This is a genomic window from Pseudomonas sp. GW821-FHT09D08 (assembly GCF_059416305.1).
On record NZ_JBWKOX010000004.1, the window covers coordinates 489,043 to 504,482 of the forward strand.

Genomic DNA, 15,440 nt, shown 5'->3' on the forward strand with positions numbered 1-15,440 from the left:
CGTGGCTCTGGTATTCTCGTCGCCATGAAAAAAACTCTCCCTTTAAGCCTGATCGCAGCCCTCGGTGAAAACCGCGTGATCGGCGTCGACAACAGCATGCCCTGGCATTTGCCGGGGGATTTCAAATATTTCAAGGCCACCACGCTCGGCAAGCCGATCATCATGGGGCGCAAGACTTGGGACTCCCTGGGCCGACCGCTGCCGGGGCGCTTGAACCTGGTGGTCAGCCGTCAGACCGACCTGGCGCTGGAAGGTGCGGAAGTTTTTCCGTCACTCGATGCCGCCGTGGCGCGGGCCGAAGCCTGGGCGCTGGAGCAGGGCGCGGATGAGCTGATGCTCATCGGCGGTGCGCAGTTGTATGCGCAGGGGCTGGAACAGGCGGATCGCCTGTACCTGACGCGCGTGGCGCTGAGTCCGGAAGGGGATGCGTGGTTTCCGGCGTTTGATGCGAGCCAGTGGAAGTTGGTGTCGAACGTCGAGAATCCGGCGGAAGGGGACAAGCCGGCGTACAGCTTTGAGGTTTGGGAAAAGGCCTGACTGGCACCCGATTAGTCAGACTTGCAAAACAAACCTTTATGCGCCACCGTAATGACCAATGTCTTTACAGTGAGGGCTGCCCCATGGCTTCTATCAACGTACGTATCGACGACGATCTTAAGGCTCGTGCTTATCACGAGCTGGAAAAGCTTGGCGTCACCCCATCGGAATTAATGCGTCAAGCCTTGCAGTACGTGGCAGAGCGCGGTCAGTTACCTTTCAAGCCTGTCCTCATGACTGAAGATGATGAGGCATTGTTGGCAACCGTTCGGGAACGGCTGGCTGCGCCCCAGCGGGTGAAGGTCTCACTGGATGACCTATGAACTGGGTTTCGATGCACGGGCTTTGAAGGAATGGCACAAACTGGGCGATACCGTTCGTCAACAGTTTAAAAAGAAGCTGGTCGAGATCCTGATCAATCCACGTATTGAAGCCAGCCGTCTGCACGGCTTGCCCGATTGCTACAAAATCAAGCTACGCAGCACCGGTTATCGGTTGGTGTATCAAGTCATTGATCAGGAGATCACGGTGTTTGTCGTGGCTGTCGATAAGCGTGAGCGTGATGAGGTTTACCGAAAGGCTGCTGATCGTTTGAGCTAGCAGGGAGTGAGGTCCCTGCTAGCTTATTCCGTCAGGCCTGCGCCAACGCCCCATGCTCATCTGTATCCAACAACGCTTTATCCGTCTGCCCCATGATCTGGCTGGTAATGGCCCCCGCCGTCATCGAACCATTCACGTTCAGCGCCGTACGGCCCATGTCGATCAGCGGCTCCACGGAAATCAGCAGCGCCACCAGTGACACCGGCAAGCCCATGGCCGGGAGCACGATGAGTGCGGCAAAGGTCGCGCCGCCGCCCACGCCCGCCACACCGGCCGAACTCAGGGTCACAATCGCTACCAGGGTCGCGATCCACAGCGGGTCCAGCGGGTTGATGCCCACGGTCGGCGCCACCATCACCGCCAACATGGCAGGGTAGAGGCCGGCGCAACCGTTCTGGCCGATGGTCGCGCCAAACGAGGCGGCGAAGCCGGCGATGGAGTGCGGGATGCCCAGGCGACGGGTCTGCGCCTCAATGCTCAGCGGGATGGCCGCCGCGCTGGAGCGGCTGGTGAAGGCAAAGGTCAGTACCGGCCAGACCTTGCGGAAGAAACGCAGCGGGTTGATCCCGGCCAACGACAGCAGCAGGCCATGCACCACGAACATCAGGCCCAAGGCCAGGTACGACACCACCACAAAACTGCCGAGCTTGATGATGTCCTGCAGGTTGGAACCGGCGACCACCTTGGTCATCAGCGCCAGCACACCGTACGGCGTCAGCTTCATCACCAGGCGCACCAGGCGCATCACCCAGGCTTGCAGGGTGTCGATGGCGTTGATGACTTTCTGGCCTTTTTCCACGTCATCCTTGAGCAGTTGCAGCGCGGCAACCCCGAGGAAGGCGGCGAAAATCACCACGCTGATGATCGACGTCGGCTTGGCCCGGGCCAGGTCGGCGAACGGGTTGGCCGGCACGAACGAGAGCAGCAACTGCGGGATATTCAGGTCGGCGACCTTGCCGGCGTAATCGCTCTGGATCACTTGCAGGCGTGCCATTTCCTGGGTGCCGGCCACCAGGCCTTCGGCGGTGAGGCCGAACAGGTTGGTCAGGCCGATACCGATCAGCGCTGCAATCGCGGTGGTGAACAGCAGCGTACCAATGGTCAGGAAGCTGATCTTGCCCAGGGACGAGGCGTTATGCAGGCGCGCCACGGCACTGAGGATCGAGGCGAATACCAGCGGGATCACGATCATTTGCAGCAATTGCACGTAGCCGTTGCCGACCAGGTCGAACCAGGCGATGGAAGCCTTGAGGACCGGGTTACCGTCGCCATAAATAGCGTGCAACGCCGCACCAAACACCACGCCAAGCACCAGGGCGAACAGGACCTTCTTGGCGAGGCTCCAGTTTGTGCGGCGGGTTTGTGCCAGGCCCAGCAACAGGGCCACGAACACCAGCAAGTTGAGAATCAGGGGCAGATTCATTGAAGCTCCGTTGAGAAGGCAGCCAATCGCGTGAGCCTGCGATTGCGAACCGGAAATGCTAACAGCTTGAAATATATTGATTTAATACCAATATGGAATGGCGACTGTCGTTTTTGGAATAAGCTGCTGACGCTCCGGCGTATGCCCGTGACGGAATCAGGACGCACACCGTCGTGCTCGCGTTGGGAACTGTCACAGGGATTTGTTAGCGTCCATGTCTTTCACTCAGGGAGACAACGCCTATGAAGCTCGCGCCGAAATTACTAGCCGCCGCATTCTGCCTCGGACTCGCCAGCCAGGCGTTCGCCGCCACCGAGTTGAAACACTGGCCGGCACCCGCCGCCAAACAACTGAACGAGATGATCGCCGCTAACGCCAACAAGGGTAACTTCGCGGTGTTCGATATGGACAACACCAGCTACCGCTACGACCTCGAAGAGTCTCTGCTGCCCTACATGGAAAACAAGGGCCTGATCACCCGCGACAGCCTCGACCCGTCGCTCAAGCTTATGCCGTTCAAAGACACCGCCGACCATAAGGAAAGTCTGTTCAGCTACTACTACCGCCTTTGCGAAGTCGACGACATGGTGTGCTACCCGTGGGTTGCGCAGGTGTTTTCCGGCTTTACCCTCAAGGAACTCAAGGTCCAGGTGGATGAACTGATGGCCTCCGGCAAACCGGTGCCGGTCAGCTATTTCGAAGGCGACGTGGTCAAGCAGTCCGAGGTACAGCCGCCGAAGGTCTTCACCGGCCAGGCCGAGCTCTACAACAAGCTGATGGAAAACGGCATCGAGGTGTACGTGATGACCGCCGCGTCGGAAGAACTGGTGCGCATGGTCGCCGCCGATCCGAAGTACGGCTACAACGTCAAACCCGAGAACGTGATCGGCGTGACCACCCTGCTCAAGGACCGCAAGACCGGCGAACTGACCACCGCACGTAAACAGATCGCCGCCGGCAAATACGACGAAAAGGCCAACCTCGGCCTGGAACTGACCCCCTACCTGTGGACTCCCGCAACTTGGATGGCCGGCAAGCACGCGGCGATCCTGACCTACATCGATGAATGGAAAAAACCGGTGATCGTCGGCGGCGATACGCCGACCAGCGATGGCTACATGCTGTTCCACGATGTGGACGTGGCCAAGGGCGGTATCCACCTGTGGATCAACCGCAAGGACAAATACATGACCCAACTCAACGGCATGATCGCCAAGCATGCCGCGGCGCAAGCCAAGGAAGGCTTGCCGGTGACGGCGGACAAGAACTGGGTGATCGTCAAGCCTGACGAGATTCAGTAACACCGAGGCGCCTGCATCCCAGGCTGGCCAGCTCCCGCATTTCAAGGTGTTCACAACTCGAAATGTGGGAGGAGGCTTGCCTCGATGGCGGCCTTGAGAGCACCACAAAGCCCCGCCTAAATATAGATATCATTGCGCCGATTTCAGATCCCAGTTCCACACGCCAAGCATTGTGTTCTCCTGCACCTGGGCGAACAGCCCATAGTCGGCCAGGTACCATGATTTGAAGGTCCAATCCTGCTTGGGCATTTTCATTGTGATGCACTCCAGCATTCTGGCCGAACCGTGTAAGGCTGGATTCAAGCTGCTTGCGGGTTGCTCACGGACAACGCGGCAGGTCACCGTCCTTGGCTCGCTGGTTTCGAGCGAAGGGCTGCCGTCCGGGTTGACGGATTTTGACCAGGTTCGTGTGTAACTGACGTGGCTGTCGAGGGGCAAGTTGCGCCAGTCGCCTTGAAAGCTCAACGCCACCAAGGCACGTGATTCTGTCTTTTTCTCAGCGGTTTTGCGGTCGATCTTGTGGCTTGCCAACTCAAACAGGCCTCTGAACGTCAAGTCTAGAGAAAACCCAAGTGCGGAGTCCTCGGTTTGCACGAGGGTCTGAGCGGACGCGGCATCAGTACTGATGAGCGTCTGTTTTGTCTGATCACCGATGCGCGCGCCGTTGAAGAGCACGGCCTCATAGTCGTAGTCCAATCGGCCCAGGCTGCTTGGAGGCACCGGCAGTTCCAGGGCTCGGATGGCCGCTAACACTGCCGGGTTGGCAACCGGTGTGCTGATGACCGGCGCCAGTGGCTGGCGCGGCTTGGCCTCAGGCAGCCGGCCCAGCGCTGCGGGCGATTGGCAAGCAGCCTTGAATACCTCTTGGTGGTCGGCAGAAGCCTGCTTCAGCGGCGTTGGATCGAGCTGGACCTGGACACTGCCGTTGGCGACCTGCCGAACGTCGTCGAGATTGAATTGGCTCAGGCGTGTGATCGTTTGCTTTGTGCAATCAAGGGCCAGTCGCTCTTGGTTTTGCGCCACCAACAACGAGTTCTTGATGATCTGGTAGTGCTGATAACGGTGCGCGGCCCATACGTACAAGAGCCCTCCGTTTTGCTCCAGGCTATTGCGGTCCAGAAGCAACCAATCCTGATCAACCGCTGCCGTCAACGCCCGCCAATCGGGTGCGGGCCGTGCTTTGCAGACGTTCTGCAGTTGCGCACTGTGCTGCAACTGCTGAGCTTGCGGGGCAGGTAAATCGGTGCCCGTCCCATCCAAGTTGGCAAATGGTCTGAAACTGGTCCGAGTCGGGTAGGACATTCTTCCTGGACCTTGGGTGCACGATGCGTCGAACCGAACAATTGCCGGGCTTTGTTTCAACTCGACCATGTAGGTGATCCGATCACCTTCGCGCACGATGGAGTGGTCCATCGCCGGTAGCGTCAGTGCCTCATTAAACAGTGCCAAGGCCGGATGCACTTGAGGTGCTTGAGAGGTCGGAGGGGTACTGCAACCGGTCAGGATGAGGGTCAGTAACGAAGCACACCCTGCGGTCGGGTATAGAAAGGTCAAACGTGCGTCCATGCGGGAACCATCCATGAGAATTCTGGCGCGCACTTTATCGCGCCCAGGGTAAAAGGCAAAAACCGGTTGAACGGACAGGCAAAAAAATGCCCCGCACCAGGCGGGGCTTTTTTATGCGCGAGGCTTACAGGCCGTCGAGCATCGCCTTGTTACGCACAGCACCTTTGTCGGCGCTGGTGGCCAACAGGGCATAGGCTTTCAGTGCAGTAGTGACTTTGCGCGGACGCTTCTCCACCGGCTTCCAACCTTTCTTGTCCTGCTCGACCCGGCGCGCTGCCAGCTCTTCATCGCTGATCAACAGGTTGATCGAGCGGTTCGGAATGTCGATCAGGACCTTGTCGCCATCCTGCACCAGGCCAATCGCACCGCCGGCAGCGGCTTCAGGTGACGCGTGGCCGATGGACAGGCCCGAGGTGCCGCCGGAGAAACGGCCGTCGGTCAGCAGGGCGCAGGCTTTGCCCAGGCCCTTGGACTTCAGGTACGACGTCGGGTAGAGCATCTCTTGCATACCCGGGCCGCCTTTCGGGCCTTCGTAGCGGATGATCACGATGTCGCCTTCTTTCACTTCGTCGGCGAGGATGCCGCGTACCGAGCTGTCCTGGCTTTCGTAGATCTTGGCGCGGCCTTCGAAGACGTGGATGGATTCATCCACGCCGGCGGTTTTCACCACGCAGCCGTCAAGGGCGATGTTGCCGTACAGCACGGCCAGGCCGCCTTCCTTGGAGTAGGCGTGCTCGACACTGCGGATGCAGCCGTTTTCACGGTCGGCGTCCAGGGTGTCCCAACGGGTCGACTGGCTGAACGCGGTCTGGGTCGGGATACCGGCCGGGCCAGCCTTGAAGAAGGTGTGCACGGCTTCGTCGTCAGTCAGGGTGATGTCCCACTTGGCGATGCCTTCGGCCAGGGATTTGCTGTGCACGGTCGGCAGGTCGGTGTGCAGCAGGCCGCCACGGGCCAGGGAGCCTAGGATCGAGAAGATCCCGCCGGCGCGGTGCACGTCTTCCATGTGGTACTTCTGGATGTTCGGCGCGACCTTGCACAGTTGCGGCACATGGCGGGACAGGCGGTCGATGTCGCGCAGGTCGAAATCGATCTCGGCTTCCTGGGCCGCGGCCAGCAAGTGCAGGATGGTGTTGGTGGAACCGCCCATGGCGATGTCCAGGGTCATGGCGTTTTCGAACGCCTTGAAGTTGGCGATATTGCGCGGCAACACCGACTCATCGTTCTCGCCGTAGTAGCGCTTGCACAGCTCGACGATGGTGCGGCCGGCCTGCAGGAACAGTTGCTCACGGTCGCTGTGGGTGGCCAGGGTCGAACCGTTGCCCGGTAATGCCAGGCCGAGGGCTTCGACCAGGCAGTTCATCGAGTTGGCGGTGAACATGCCGGAGCACGACCCGCAGGTCGGGCAGGCACTGCGCTCGTATTCCGCGACCTTCTCGTCAGAAGCGCTGGAATCGGCGGCGATGACCATGGCGTCGACCAGGTCCAGGCCATGGGAGGCGAGTTTGGTCTTGCCGGCTTCCATCGGGCCGCCGGAGACGAAGATCACCGGGATGTTCAGGCGCAGGGCGGCCATCAGCATGCCGGGGGTGATCTTGTCGCAGTTCGAGATGCACACGATGGCGTCGGCGCAGTGGGCGTTGACCATGTACTCCACGGAGTCGGCGATGATCTCGCGGCTCGGCAGCGAGTACAGCATGCCGTCATGGCCCATGGCGATGCCGTCGTCCACGGCGATGGTGTTGAATTCCTTGGCTACACCGCCGGCGCGCTCGATCTCGCGGGCGACCAGTTGGCCCAGGTCCTTGAGGTGCACGTGGCCCGGTACGAACTGTGTAAAGGAGTTGGCAATGGCGATGATCGGCTTCTTGAAGTCGTCATCTTTCATCCCCGTGGCACGCCACAGTGCGCGGGCGCCGGCCATGTTGCGGCCGTGGGTGGATGTTTTCGAGCGGTAATCAGGCATTGGAGCACTCCGGGCGGCTAATCGGTATCAAAGGGGAGTGAGCTTCTATTGACGTCTGGAACACCCGAAAAGTGGCACTGGTGTCCGGAAGTTGCCGCAAACGTGACGGGATCGCCGTGCGCATTGGCCTTGAGCTCATAAACCCGCCGGGGGATGACTGGCGATGAATAGGGCCGATTCTACACCGTCTTCCTGTAGGCGTCCCCCTCGCTACTACACGGGCAAGACATATTCAGAACCACTGTTTGAAGGCCTTTGGATGTTGTGCCTCCTACCGTTTCTCTTCCAATCACAGAAGAGGACGACGGAATGTCCACGCAGCAAAATGCCTATCGGCTACGCATCGGGCGCTATTCAGAATCGGGCCGCGTGTACCTGATCACGGCTGTTACCTACCAACGACAATCAATTTTTCACGACTGGCGCACGGGTCGCCTGCTCGTCAGCGAATTCAGGAAAGCTCAGGAAGACGGTGAGGCTACCTCGCTGGCCTGGGTCGTGATGCCTGACCATTTTCATTGGCTGGTCGAACTGCACAATGGCGACTTGCCAAGGTTGATGCGAATAACCAAGTCGCGAAGTGCCCGCGCGATAAACAGTGCGAGGGGTTCCTACGGGACGCTTTGGCAAAAAGGCTATTTCGATCGGGCACTGCGTCGTGAGGAGGACTTGAAAGCAATGGCCCGCTATATCGTAGCGAATCCTTTGCGTGCTGGTTTGGTCGAGCACATTGGTCAGTACCCGCTATGGGATGCTATCTGGATATGACGCACCTTCACTTGTAGGAGCGAGCTTGCTCGCGAAGAACGTCAACGATAACGCAGCGCTATCAGGTAGCCCGCATCGTGTATGAGTTTTTCGCGAGCAAGCTCGCTCCTACAGGGGAAAGCGTGAGTGCCCGCCCCGTAAATTAGCCAACCAGCCCCAGAGGCTGAACACGATGAAGCTGACCGCGACGGTCAGCAGCAGATGCGTTCCGGTTTGTGCCAAGGCCGCACTGCTGATGGCGGCCGTGAGGAACATGATGCTGTTCCCGGCCGATGCAGCGGTGCCCGCGCTCCTTGAGAACAGCCGCATCGCCTCCGAAATCGCCGCCGGACGAACCAGGGTGACGGCCAGGGCGCTGATCAGTATCGGGATCAGCAGAGTCAAGGTGGTAATGGCTTCAAAAATAATGATCAACGTCAGCAACACACCCGCGACGAGCAATAGTCCAAGACCGATATTGATTTGCCGGGACAGCGCCATGCGTTTTTGCAGGTACGAGGCAGCAACGCCGCCGAGCAGGTAGGCCACGCCGTACACCATCAGCACCAGCGCATATTGGTATTCGGACAGCTTCAGCGCATCCATGAAAATCAGCGGCGTCACGCTGATCAAGGCGAAGTAGCAGGCAAACACCAGGGCGGCGATCCACCAATAGCGCAGAAAGTCCCGATTGCGCGCCACGGCCTTGAGTGTGCCGATGATGGATACCGGTTCGCGGTGCGGGCTGGAGGACTTCGACGGCAGGATACAGAGCGCATGGATCAACATGCCCGATGCCATCAGCGCAAACCCATAGAAGCTCCCTTGCCAGTCGAAGGTGGTTTGCAGCCAGGAGCCGATCAGCGGCGACAGCGCGACAAACGAACCGCTCAGGGTCATGTAATAGAGGCGCACCCGGGCTCGGTCCTGTTCGTCGAACAGGTCTTCCACCAGCGCATGGCCCAGTACGAAGAAGCCGCAGCCCATGGCCTGGACCGTGCGAAACAGCAGGAAGGTCAGGTAATCCGGCGCCATGGCGCAACCTATCGCCCCGAGGATCGACAGCGTGATACAGCCGAGCAGGACTTCCTTGCGCCCCCATTTATCCGAAAGCGGACCGGCGAGCAGTTGGGAGATGGAAAAGACCAGGGTGAACAGGCTGATGGACAGTGCGATGTCTGCGCTGGGCGTGTCGAACCGGGCGGACAGGGCGGGGAACGACGGGAGCAGGATATTGATCGGGAAAAAGCTGATCAGTGAGATGCAGGTGATGAGGATGAAGCGGGAGAGGGTGGGCCCAGACATTGTTTTTGTTTTCCGGAGTAAAACCAGAAACCGATACTAGTCTGCGAAAAGTGGAATTCAATCAAAACTACTGTGGGAGGCTTCCCGTAGCAATGTAGGAGCGAGCTTGCTCGCGAAGAACGTCAACGATAACGCAGCGCTATCAGGTAGCCCGCGTTGTATATGCGTTTTTCGCGAGCAAGCTCGCTCCTACAGAGGGTTCACGTCTTAGCTATTGGGCAACAACCGGCACGTAATGCTCTTGATATACCGCGTCTCGACAATCGCCGGATGCACCGGATGATCCGGGCCCTGCCCGCCACGTTCCAGCATCTGGATATTGCGGTCCAGATGGCGGGCGCTGGTCAGCAGGATGTTCTGCAGGTCATCTTCCGGCAGATGCATGGAGCACGAGGCGCTGACCAGGATGCCGTCTTTGCTGAGCAGGCGCATGGCTTGCTCGTTCAGGCGGCGGTAGGCGCCTTCGCCGTTCTTCATGTCTTTCTTGCGTTTGATGAAGGCCGGTGGGTCGGCGACGATCACGTCGAAGCGCTCTTCGCTGGCTTTCAATTCCTTGAGGGCTTCGAAGACGTCGCCTTCGATGCAGGTCATCTTCTCGGCAACGCCATTCAGCGCGGCGTTGCGCTCCACGCCATCGAGGGCGAAGGCCGAGGCGTCGACGCAGAACACTTCACTGGCGCCGAAGGCCGCAGCCTGCACGCCCCAGCCGCCGATGTAGCTGTACAGGTCGAGCACGCGCTTGCCTTTGGCGTACGGGGCCAGGCGTGCGCGGTTCATGCGGTGGTCGTAGAACCAGCCGGTTTTCTGGCCCTGGATCACCGGGGCTTCGAATTTCACGCCGTTTTCTTCCAGCGCGACCCACTCCGGCACCAGGCCGAACACGGTTTCGACGTAGCGGTTGAGGCCTTCGGCGTCGCGCGCGGCGGAGTCGTTCTTGAACAGGATGCCGCTCGGCTTGAGCACTTGGGTCAGGGCGGCGATCACGTCGTCTTTATGGGCTTCCATGGTCGCCGAAGCGATCTGCACCACCAGGATGTCGCCGAAACGGTCGACCACCAGGCCCGGCAACAGGTCGGAATCGCCGTAGACCAGGCGGTAGAACGGCTTGTCGAACAGGCGATCGCGCAGGGACAGGGCGACGTTCAGGCGGTGCACCAGCAGCGACTTGTCCAGCGGCAACTTGATATCGCGCGACAGCAGGCGTGCGCAGATCAGGTTGTTCGGGCTCATGGCCACGATGCCCAGGGTCTTGCCGCCGGCCGCTTCCAGGATGGCCTGGTCGCCCGCCTGGAAGCCGTGCAGAGGGGTGGCGGCCACGTCGATTTCGTTGCTGTAGACCCACAGGTGGCCGTTGCGCAAACGACGGTCGGCGTTGGCTTTGAGACGCAGGCTTGGCAGGGACATGACGTCGCTCCGGAAAAAAGAGCGGGAGTATACCTTGTTATGTAGGAAATGGCCGGGCTGCCGGATGTGCGGGGAGGTGTCAGCCGAGGGTTGATAAGGGTTAGAATCCCCACCTAGCCCAGAGTGTGTACTTATGCCCCAAGAGCTTTCCGCCGAACAGATCCAGCAGGCCCTCCAAGGCATCAGCGTGCCGCCCCAGCCGCAAATCATGGTGGATTTGCAGATGGAGCAGTACATGCCCGACCCGGACCTGGAAGTGATCGCGCGGTTGATCTCCCAGGACCCGGGCCTGTCCGGCGCGCTGCTGAAGATCGTCAACTCGTCCTATTACGGCCTGAGCAACAAGATCGCCTCGATCCAGCGCGCGGTGAACCTGCTGGGCAGCCGCTCGATCATCAACCTGATCAACGCCCTGTCGATCAGGGGCGAGATGAGCGACGACACCATCGTCACCCTCAACCGCTTCTGGGACACCGCCCAGGACGTGGCCATGACCTGCCTCACCCTGGCCAAGCGCACCGGCGCCCAGGCGTTGGACGAGGCCTATGCCCTGGGGCTGTTCCACGACTGCGGCGTGCCGCTGATGCTCAAGCGTTTCCCCAACTACATGACGGTGCTCGAAGAGGCCTACGCCAACGCCGGCCCCGACTGCCGCGTGGTCGACACCGAAAACAATGCGTTCAACACCAACCATGCGGTGGTCGGCTACTACACCGCCAAATCCTGGCGCCTGCCGGAGCATGTGACCGACGCCATCGCCAACCACCACAATGCCCTGGCGATCTTCAGCGATGAGACGTCGCGCAATCCGCAGCTGAAAAACCTGCTGGCGATCCTGAAGATGGCCGAGCACATCTGCTCGTCCTATCGCGTGCTGGGCAACCAGTCGGTGGACCATGAGTGGAATGCCATCGGCCACTTGGTGCTGGACTACGTGGGCCTGTCGGACTACGACTTCGAAAGCATGAAGTTGTCGATCCGCGAACTGGGCGCGCACTGATTCCCCCTTCACGAGGTACACATGCCCGAGTTACCAGAAGTCGAAACCACCCGGCGTGGGATTGCGCCGCACTTGGAAGGCCAGCGGGTCAGCCGCGTGGTGGTGCGTGAGCGGCGCCTGCGCTGGCCGATCCCGGAAGATCTGGATGTGCGCCTGTCCGGCCAGCGCATCGTGTTGGTGGAGCGGCGGGCCAAGTACCTGTTGATCAATGCCGAAGTGGGCACCTTGATCAGCCACCTGGGCATGTCGGGCAACTTGCGCCTGGTCGAAGTCGGCATGCCGGCGGCCAAGCATGAACATGTGGACATCGAGCTGGAGTCGGGCCTGGCCCTGCGCTACACCGACCCTCGGCGTTTCGGCGCGATGCTCTGGAGCCAGGACCCGCACAACCATGAACTGCTTATTCGCCTGGGGCCGGAGCCGTTGACCGAGCTGTTTGACGGTGAGCGGTTGTTCCAGCTGTCCCGCGGCAAGTCGATGGCGGTGAAGCCATTCATCATGGACAACGCGGTGGTGGTGGGCGTGGGCAATATCTATGCGACTGAGGCGTTGTTTGCGGCGGGGATTGATCCGCGTCGCGCGGCCGGCGGCATTTCACGCGGGCGTTATTTGAAGCTGGCGATCGAGATCAAGCGCATTCTGGCGGCGGCAATCGAGCGTGGCGGCACCACGTTGCGGGACTTTATCGGTGGCGATGGGCAGCCGGGGTATTTCCAGCAGGAGTTGTTCGTCTACGGCCGCGGTGGCGAGGCGTGCAAGGTCTGCGGGACTGAGCTGCGCAATATGGTGCTGGGGCAGCGGGCGAGTGTGTTTTGCCCCAGGTGCCAGAGCTGATTGCTGTGTAGTGGTTGATATCGCTATCGGGGGCAAGCCCCCGATGAGGTCTTTCCAGGCACTAAAGAAGCTCAAGCCTTACCGGTAATCTTCCGGTACTTCTCCATCAACTGTTCTTCCGTCTCCGGATGGGCTTCATCCAGCGGAATGCAATCCACCGGGCACACCTGCTGGCACTGCGGCTCGTCGTAGTGACCGACGCACTGGGTGCACAGGTTGGGGTCGATCACGTAGATCTCTTCGCCCTGGGAGATGGCGGCGTTCGGGCACTCGGGTTCGCAGACGTCGCAATTGATGCAATCGTCGGTGATGATCAGGGACATGGAAACTCCTGCCAGGGCTGTCAGCCAAGGCATCTGAAAACTAATGCGCGCAATTGTGCCGCATTGGCGCCCGCAGTGCGAGCTGTGGTGAGCGGGCTTGCCCCGCGTTGGGCAGCGAAGCGGCCCCAAAACCAGACGACCGGTTATTCACCTGAGGCGACGCGAGTCTTTATTAGGGCTGCTACGCAGCCCAACGCGGGGCAAGCCCGCTCACCACATTACTTCTTGAATCGCAGCGTCAGCGCATCAGCCACGGCCGGATGCACGAACTTGGTGATATCCCCGCCCAAAGCGGCAATTTCACGCACCAACGTCGAGGAAATGAACGAATAACGCTCCGACGGCGTGAGGAACAGGCTTTCCACGTCCGGCGCCAGTTGGCGGTTCATGTTGGCCAGCTGGAATTCGTATTCGAAGTCCGACACCGCGCGCAGGCCACGCAGGAATACATTGGCGTTCTGCTCTTTGGCGAAATGCGCGAGCAACGTGGAAAAGCCCACCACTTCCACGTTAGGCAGGTGCTTGGTGACCTCACGCGCCAGCTCCACGCGCTGTTCCAGGGGAAACAGCGGGTTTTTCTTGGGGCTGGCCGCGACTGCGATGATCACATGGTCGAACAAACGAGAGGCGCGTTCGACCAGATCGCCATGGCCTTTGGTAATCGGGTCGAAGGTACCTGGGTACAACACTCGGTTCATCGCGTCGTCCTGGCGGAGTCCGTTGGGGAACCGGATGGTATCGCAGCCATCCCGGTCGGCCAAGTCAACTTATGCATAAGAAAGCCGTATAGACACCGTGAATAGCGTGTTTTTTCACGCTGTTTTCAGACGTTCGGCCAAGGCTGTCGCCAGTTGAGCGGTTAATCCGTACACCGATAATTGCGGGTTGGCCCCAATACTGGTGGGGAATAGCGAACCGTCGTGGATCGACAGGTTGCGCAATTGGTGATGGCGACCGAGGCTGTCAGCCACCGCATTTTTGGGATCTTCGCCCATGGCACAGCCGCCCATCACATGGGCGCTGCCCAGGGTTGTCCGGTGCAATTCCAGATTCAAACCCTCAATGACGCTGCGTGCCTCGGCCAAGGTGTTCACGAACCGTGCGTCATGGTGCATGGGCTTGACCGACTTGGCGCCCGCCGCGAACTGGATTTCGGCCATGCTGTGGAAGGCCCGGCGCAGGCCGTCCCAGGCGTAGGGCGAAACCTGATAGTCGAGCACCGGCGTACCGTCACCGCGTAAGTCCACGCTGCCGCCCTGGCTATCGGGGTGAAAGCCGTCACGCAACAGCGCGAGCATGGCGTGGGTATGCGGCAATTGGCCCATGTCCAGGGCGTTCTGCGTGCCATAGCCGCCGAACAAGGTGCTGGCCAATGCTGGATGCAAGGGCGGCGCCTCAAGCTTGTAGGACATTTTGCCGGTGGTGCCGTCCTGCCACTGGAAATGGTCGGAGTAGATCGACTGCGGCGCGCCGTAGAACGGGTTTATCACCTCGTCGAACAATGCGGCGGAGAAGTTCACCAAGTGCAAAAAGGTCCGCTTGCCCAGCCGCGAGTGCGGGTCGGGCGCATCCGAGCGCATCAGCAGCGCCGGGCTATTGATGCCGCCGCCCGACAGCACGTAATGCTTGGCCTTCACTGTGATCTTGCGCCCGGTAGGCGCCACGCAGCGCGCGTCCATCGCTACGCATTCCAGGCTGCTGATGGTGTCGCCGCTGTATTTGAGCTGCTCGGCGCGGGCCAGGTACAGCAGCTCGCCGCCTTTTTCCAGGGTGGACGGGATGGTGGTCACCAGCATCGACTGCTTGGCGTTGACCGGGCAGCCCATGCCGCAATAACCCAGGTTGAAGCAGCCACGGACGTTGCGCGGGATCACATGCCAGCTGTAGCCGAGCTTTTCGCAGCCTTTGCGGATCACATCATTGTTGGCATTCGGGGGGATGGCCCACGGCGCGATGCCCAGGCGCTGCTCCATCTTTTCGAACCACGGTGCCATCTCTGCACTGCTGTGGCCTTTTACCGCGTACTCGCTGGCCCAATGGCTGAGGGTGGCGTCCGGGGTGCGGAAGCTGGAGGTCCAGTTGATCAGCGTGGTACCGCCCACCGCGCGGCCTTGCAGGATGGTGATCGCGCCGTCCTTGCTCATGCGGCCGATACCTTCCTGATACAGGCTGGCGTAGGCCTCATCCTCCAGCAGCTTGAAGTCGCTGCTGGTCTTGAGCGGGCCTTCTTCGATCAGCAGCACTTTGTAGCCGGCGGCGCTGAGGATCTCGGCAGTGGTGCCGCCACCGGCACCGCTGCCGATGATGGCCACGTCGGCTTCCAGGGTCAGGTCGCTGTCGAGGGCGGCGCCATTGTGGGTTTTCCAGCCGCGGGCCAGGCCGTCGCGGAACAGATCGGGTACGGGCATCAGGGTCGTCTCTTGTTTTTATTGTG

Annotated in this window: 15 protein-coding genes; 7 read left to right on the top strand and 8 right to left on the bottom strand. The window is 60.3% G+C overall.

What is annotated here, in order from left to right:
• The first annotated feature begins 24 nt into the window (after positions 1-24).
• From AC07OP_RS11270 to AC07OP_RS11280, 3 genes are all read left to right on the top strand, one after another.
• Positions 25-537 (top strand): dihydrofolate reductase, encoded by a 513-nt coding sequence (locus AC07OP_RS11270; protein WP_495100887.1) that lies wholly within the window; start codon positions 25-27, stop codon positions 535-537.
• A gap of 83 nt (positions 538-620) precedes the next feature.
• Positions 621-860 (top strand): type II toxin-antitoxin system RelB/DinJ family antitoxin, encoded by a 240-nt coding sequence (locus AC07OP_RS11275; protein ID WP_033897026.1) that lies wholly within the window; start codon positions 621-623, stop codon positions 858-860.
• Entirely contained in the window at positions 850-1,137 is a 288-nt protein-coding gene (locus AC07OP_RS11280) for a type II toxin-antitoxin system RelE family toxin (protein WP_495100888.1), read from the top strand. The genes AC07OP_RS11275 and AC07OP_RS11280 overlap by 11 nt, the downstream gene beginning before the upstream one ends.
• A 31-nt stretch (positions 1,138-1,168) precedes the next feature.
• Here the strand turns inward: AC07OP_RS11280 and AC07OP_RS11285 are convergent, their stop codons facing one another.
• A complete protein-coding gene (locus AC07OP_RS11285) occupies positions 1,169-2,560 on the bottom strand; it encodes an L-cystine transporter (protein ID WP_495100889.1) in 1,392 nt (463 codons plus the stop codon).
• Between the two features lie 242 nt (positions 2,561-2,802).
• On the opposite strand from AC07OP_RS11285, the gene AC07OP_RS11290 reads away from it, so the two are divergent.
• The gene (locus tag AC07OP_RS11290) at positions 2,803-3,861 is read left to right on the top strand and encodes an HAD family hydrolase (protein ID WP_281113460.1); all 1,059 of its coding nucleotides are present in this window, start codon (positions 2,803-2,805) and stop codon (positions 3,859-3,861) included.
• Between the two features lie 129 nt (positions 3,862-3,990).
• On the opposite strand, the gene AC07OP_RS11295 is transcribed toward AC07OP_RS11290, so the two are convergent.
• The gene (locus AC07OP_RS11295) at positions 3,991-5,427 is read right to left on the bottom strand and encodes a hypothetical protein (RefSeq protein ID WP_495100890.1); all 1,437 of its coding nucleotides are present in this window, start codon (positions 5,425-5,427) and stop codon (positions 3,991-3,993) included.
• A gap of 124 nt (positions 5,428-5,551) precedes the next feature.
• Complete coding sequence (gene ilvD / locus AC07OP_RS11300) at positions 5,552-7,393, bottom strand: dihydroxy-acid dehydratase (RefSeq protein WP_027606118.1); 1,842 nt, start codon at positions 7,391-7,393, stop codon at positions 5,552-5,554.
• A 309-nt stretch (positions 7,394-7,702) separates the two neighbouring features.
• Here ilvD and AC07OP_RS11305 point away from each other — a divergent pair, with 309 nt between their 5' ends.
• The gene (locus tag AC07OP_RS11305; RefSeq protein ID WP_495100891.1) at positions 7,703-8,161 is read left to right on the top strand and encodes an REP-associated tyrosine transposase; all 459 of its coding nucleotides are present in this window, start codon (positions 7,703-7,705) and stop codon (positions 8,159-8,161) included.
• Between the two features lie 108 nt (positions 8,162-8,269).
• Here the strand turns inward: AC07OP_RS11305 and AC07OP_RS11310 are convergent, their stop codons facing one another.
• Complete coding sequence (locus AC07OP_RS11310; RefSeq protein ID WP_495100892.1) at positions 8,270-9,445, bottom strand: MFS transporter; 1,176 nt, start codon at positions 9,443-9,445, stop codon at positions 8,270-8,272.
• Positions 9,446-9,652: 207 nt separating this feature from the next.
• Positions 9,653-10,849 (bottom strand): class I SAM-dependent rRNA methyltransferase, encoded by a 1,197-nt coding sequence (locus tag AC07OP_RS11315; protein WP_015373227.1) that lies wholly within the window; start codon positions 10,847-10,849, stop codon positions 9,653-9,655.
• Between the two features lie 187 nt (positions 10,850-11,036).
• Here AC07OP_RS11315 and AC07OP_RS11320 point away from each other — a divergent pair, with 187 nt between their 5' ends.
• Together AC07OP_RS11320 and mutM are read left to right on the top strand one after the other, a co-directional pair.
• A complete protein-coding gene (locus AC07OP_RS11320; protein ID WP_495100903.1) occupies positions 11,037-11,849 on the top strand; it encodes an HDOD domain-containing protein in 813 nt (270 codons plus the stop codon).
• A gap of 21 nt (positions 11,850-11,870) precedes the next feature.
• Positions 11,871-12,683, top strand: coding sequence for a bifunctional DNA-formamidopyrimidine glycosylase/DNA-(apurinic or apyrimidinic site) lyase (mutM, locus tag AC07OP_RS11325; RefSeq protein ID WP_098480778.1), 813 nt, complete (start codon positions 11,871-11,873; stop codon positions 12,681-12,683).
• A gap of 71 nt (positions 12,684-12,754) precedes the next feature.
• Here mutM and AC07OP_RS11330 read toward each other — a convergent pair whose 3' ends face one another.
• The 3 genes from AC07OP_RS11330 to AC07OP_RS11340 form a co-directional block, all read right to left on the bottom strand.
• Positions 12,755-13,006: a YfhL family 4Fe-4S dicluster ferredoxin gene (locus tag AC07OP_RS11330; protein WP_003195146.1), complete on the bottom strand. Its 252-nt coding sequence runs from the start codon at positions 13,004-13,006 to the stop codon at positions 12,755-12,757.
• A gap of 218 nt (positions 13,007-13,224) precedes the next feature.
• Positions 13,225-13,704, bottom strand: a complete 480-nt coding sequence (gene coaD / locus AC07OP_RS11335) for a pantetheine-phosphate adenylyltransferase (RefSeq protein ID WP_003176711.1) — start codon at positions 13,702-13,704, stop codon at positions 13,225-13,227.
• 114 nt (positions 13,705-13,818) lie between these two features.
• Entirely contained in the window at positions 13,819-15,414 is a 1,596-nt protein-coding gene (locus tag AC07OP_RS11340; protein WP_065938102.1) for a GMC family oxidoreductase, read from the bottom strand.
• Positions 15,415-15,440 lie beyond the last annotated feature (26 nt).

Excerpts from the sequence above, each read along its gene's own strand:
- AC07OP_RS11270 (WP_495100887.1), top strand. The coding sequence starts at position 25 with ATGAAAAAAACTCTCCCTTTAAGCCTGATCGCAGCCCTCGGTGAAAAC.
- AC07OP_RS11275 (WP_033897026.1), top strand. The coding sequence starts at position 621 with ATGGCTTCTATCAACGTACGTATCGACGACGATCTTAAGGCTCGTGCT.
- AC07OP_RS11280 (WP_495100888.1), top strand. The coding sequence starts at position 850 with ATGACCTATGAACTGGGTTTCGATGCACGGGCTTTGAAGGAATGGCAC.
- AC07OP_RS11285 (WP_495100889.1), bottom strand. The coding sequence starts at position 2,560 with ATGAATCTGCCCCTGATTCTCAACTTGCTGGTGTTCGTGGCCCTGTTG.
- AC07OP_RS11290 (WP_281113460.1), top strand. The coding sequence starts at position 2,803 with ATGAAGCTCGCGCCGAAATTACTAGCCGCCGCATTCTGCCTCGGACTC.
- AC07OP_RS11295 (WP_495100890.1), bottom strand. The coding sequence starts at position 5,427 with ATGGACGCACGTTTGACCTTTCTATACCCGACCGCAGGGTGTGCTTCG.
- ilvD (WP_027606118.1), bottom strand. The coding sequence starts at position 7,393 with ATGCCTGATTACCGCTCGAAAACATCCACCCACGGCCGCAACATGGCC.
- AC07OP_RS11305 (WP_495100891.1), top strand. The coding sequence starts at position 7,703 with ATGTCCACGCAGCAAAATGCCTATCGGCTACGCATCGGGCGCTATTCA.
- AC07OP_RS11310 (WP_495100892.1), bottom strand. The coding sequence starts at position 9,445 with ATGTCTGGGCCCACCCTCTCCCGCTTCATCCTCATCACCTGCATCTCA.
- AC07OP_RS11315 (WP_015373227.1), bottom strand. The coding sequence starts at position 10,849 with ATGTCCCTGCCAAGCCTGCGTCTCAAAGCCAACGCCGACCGTCGTTTG.
- mutM (WP_098480778.1), top strand. The coding sequence starts at position 11,871 with ATGCCCGAGTTACCAGAAGTCGAAACCACCCGGCGTGGGATTGCGCCG.
- AC07OP_RS11330 (WP_003195146.1), bottom strand. The coding sequence starts at position 13,006 with ATGTCCCTGATCATCACCGACGATTGCATCAATTGCGACGTCTGCGAA.
- coaD (WP_003176711.1), bottom strand. The coding sequence starts at position 13,704 with ATGAACCGAGTGTTGTACCCAGGTACCTTCGACCCGATTACCAAAGGC.
- AC07OP_RS11340 (WP_065938102.1), bottom strand. The coding sequence starts at position 15,414 with ATGCCCGTACCCGATCTGTTCCGCGACGGCCTGGCCCGCGGCTGGAAA.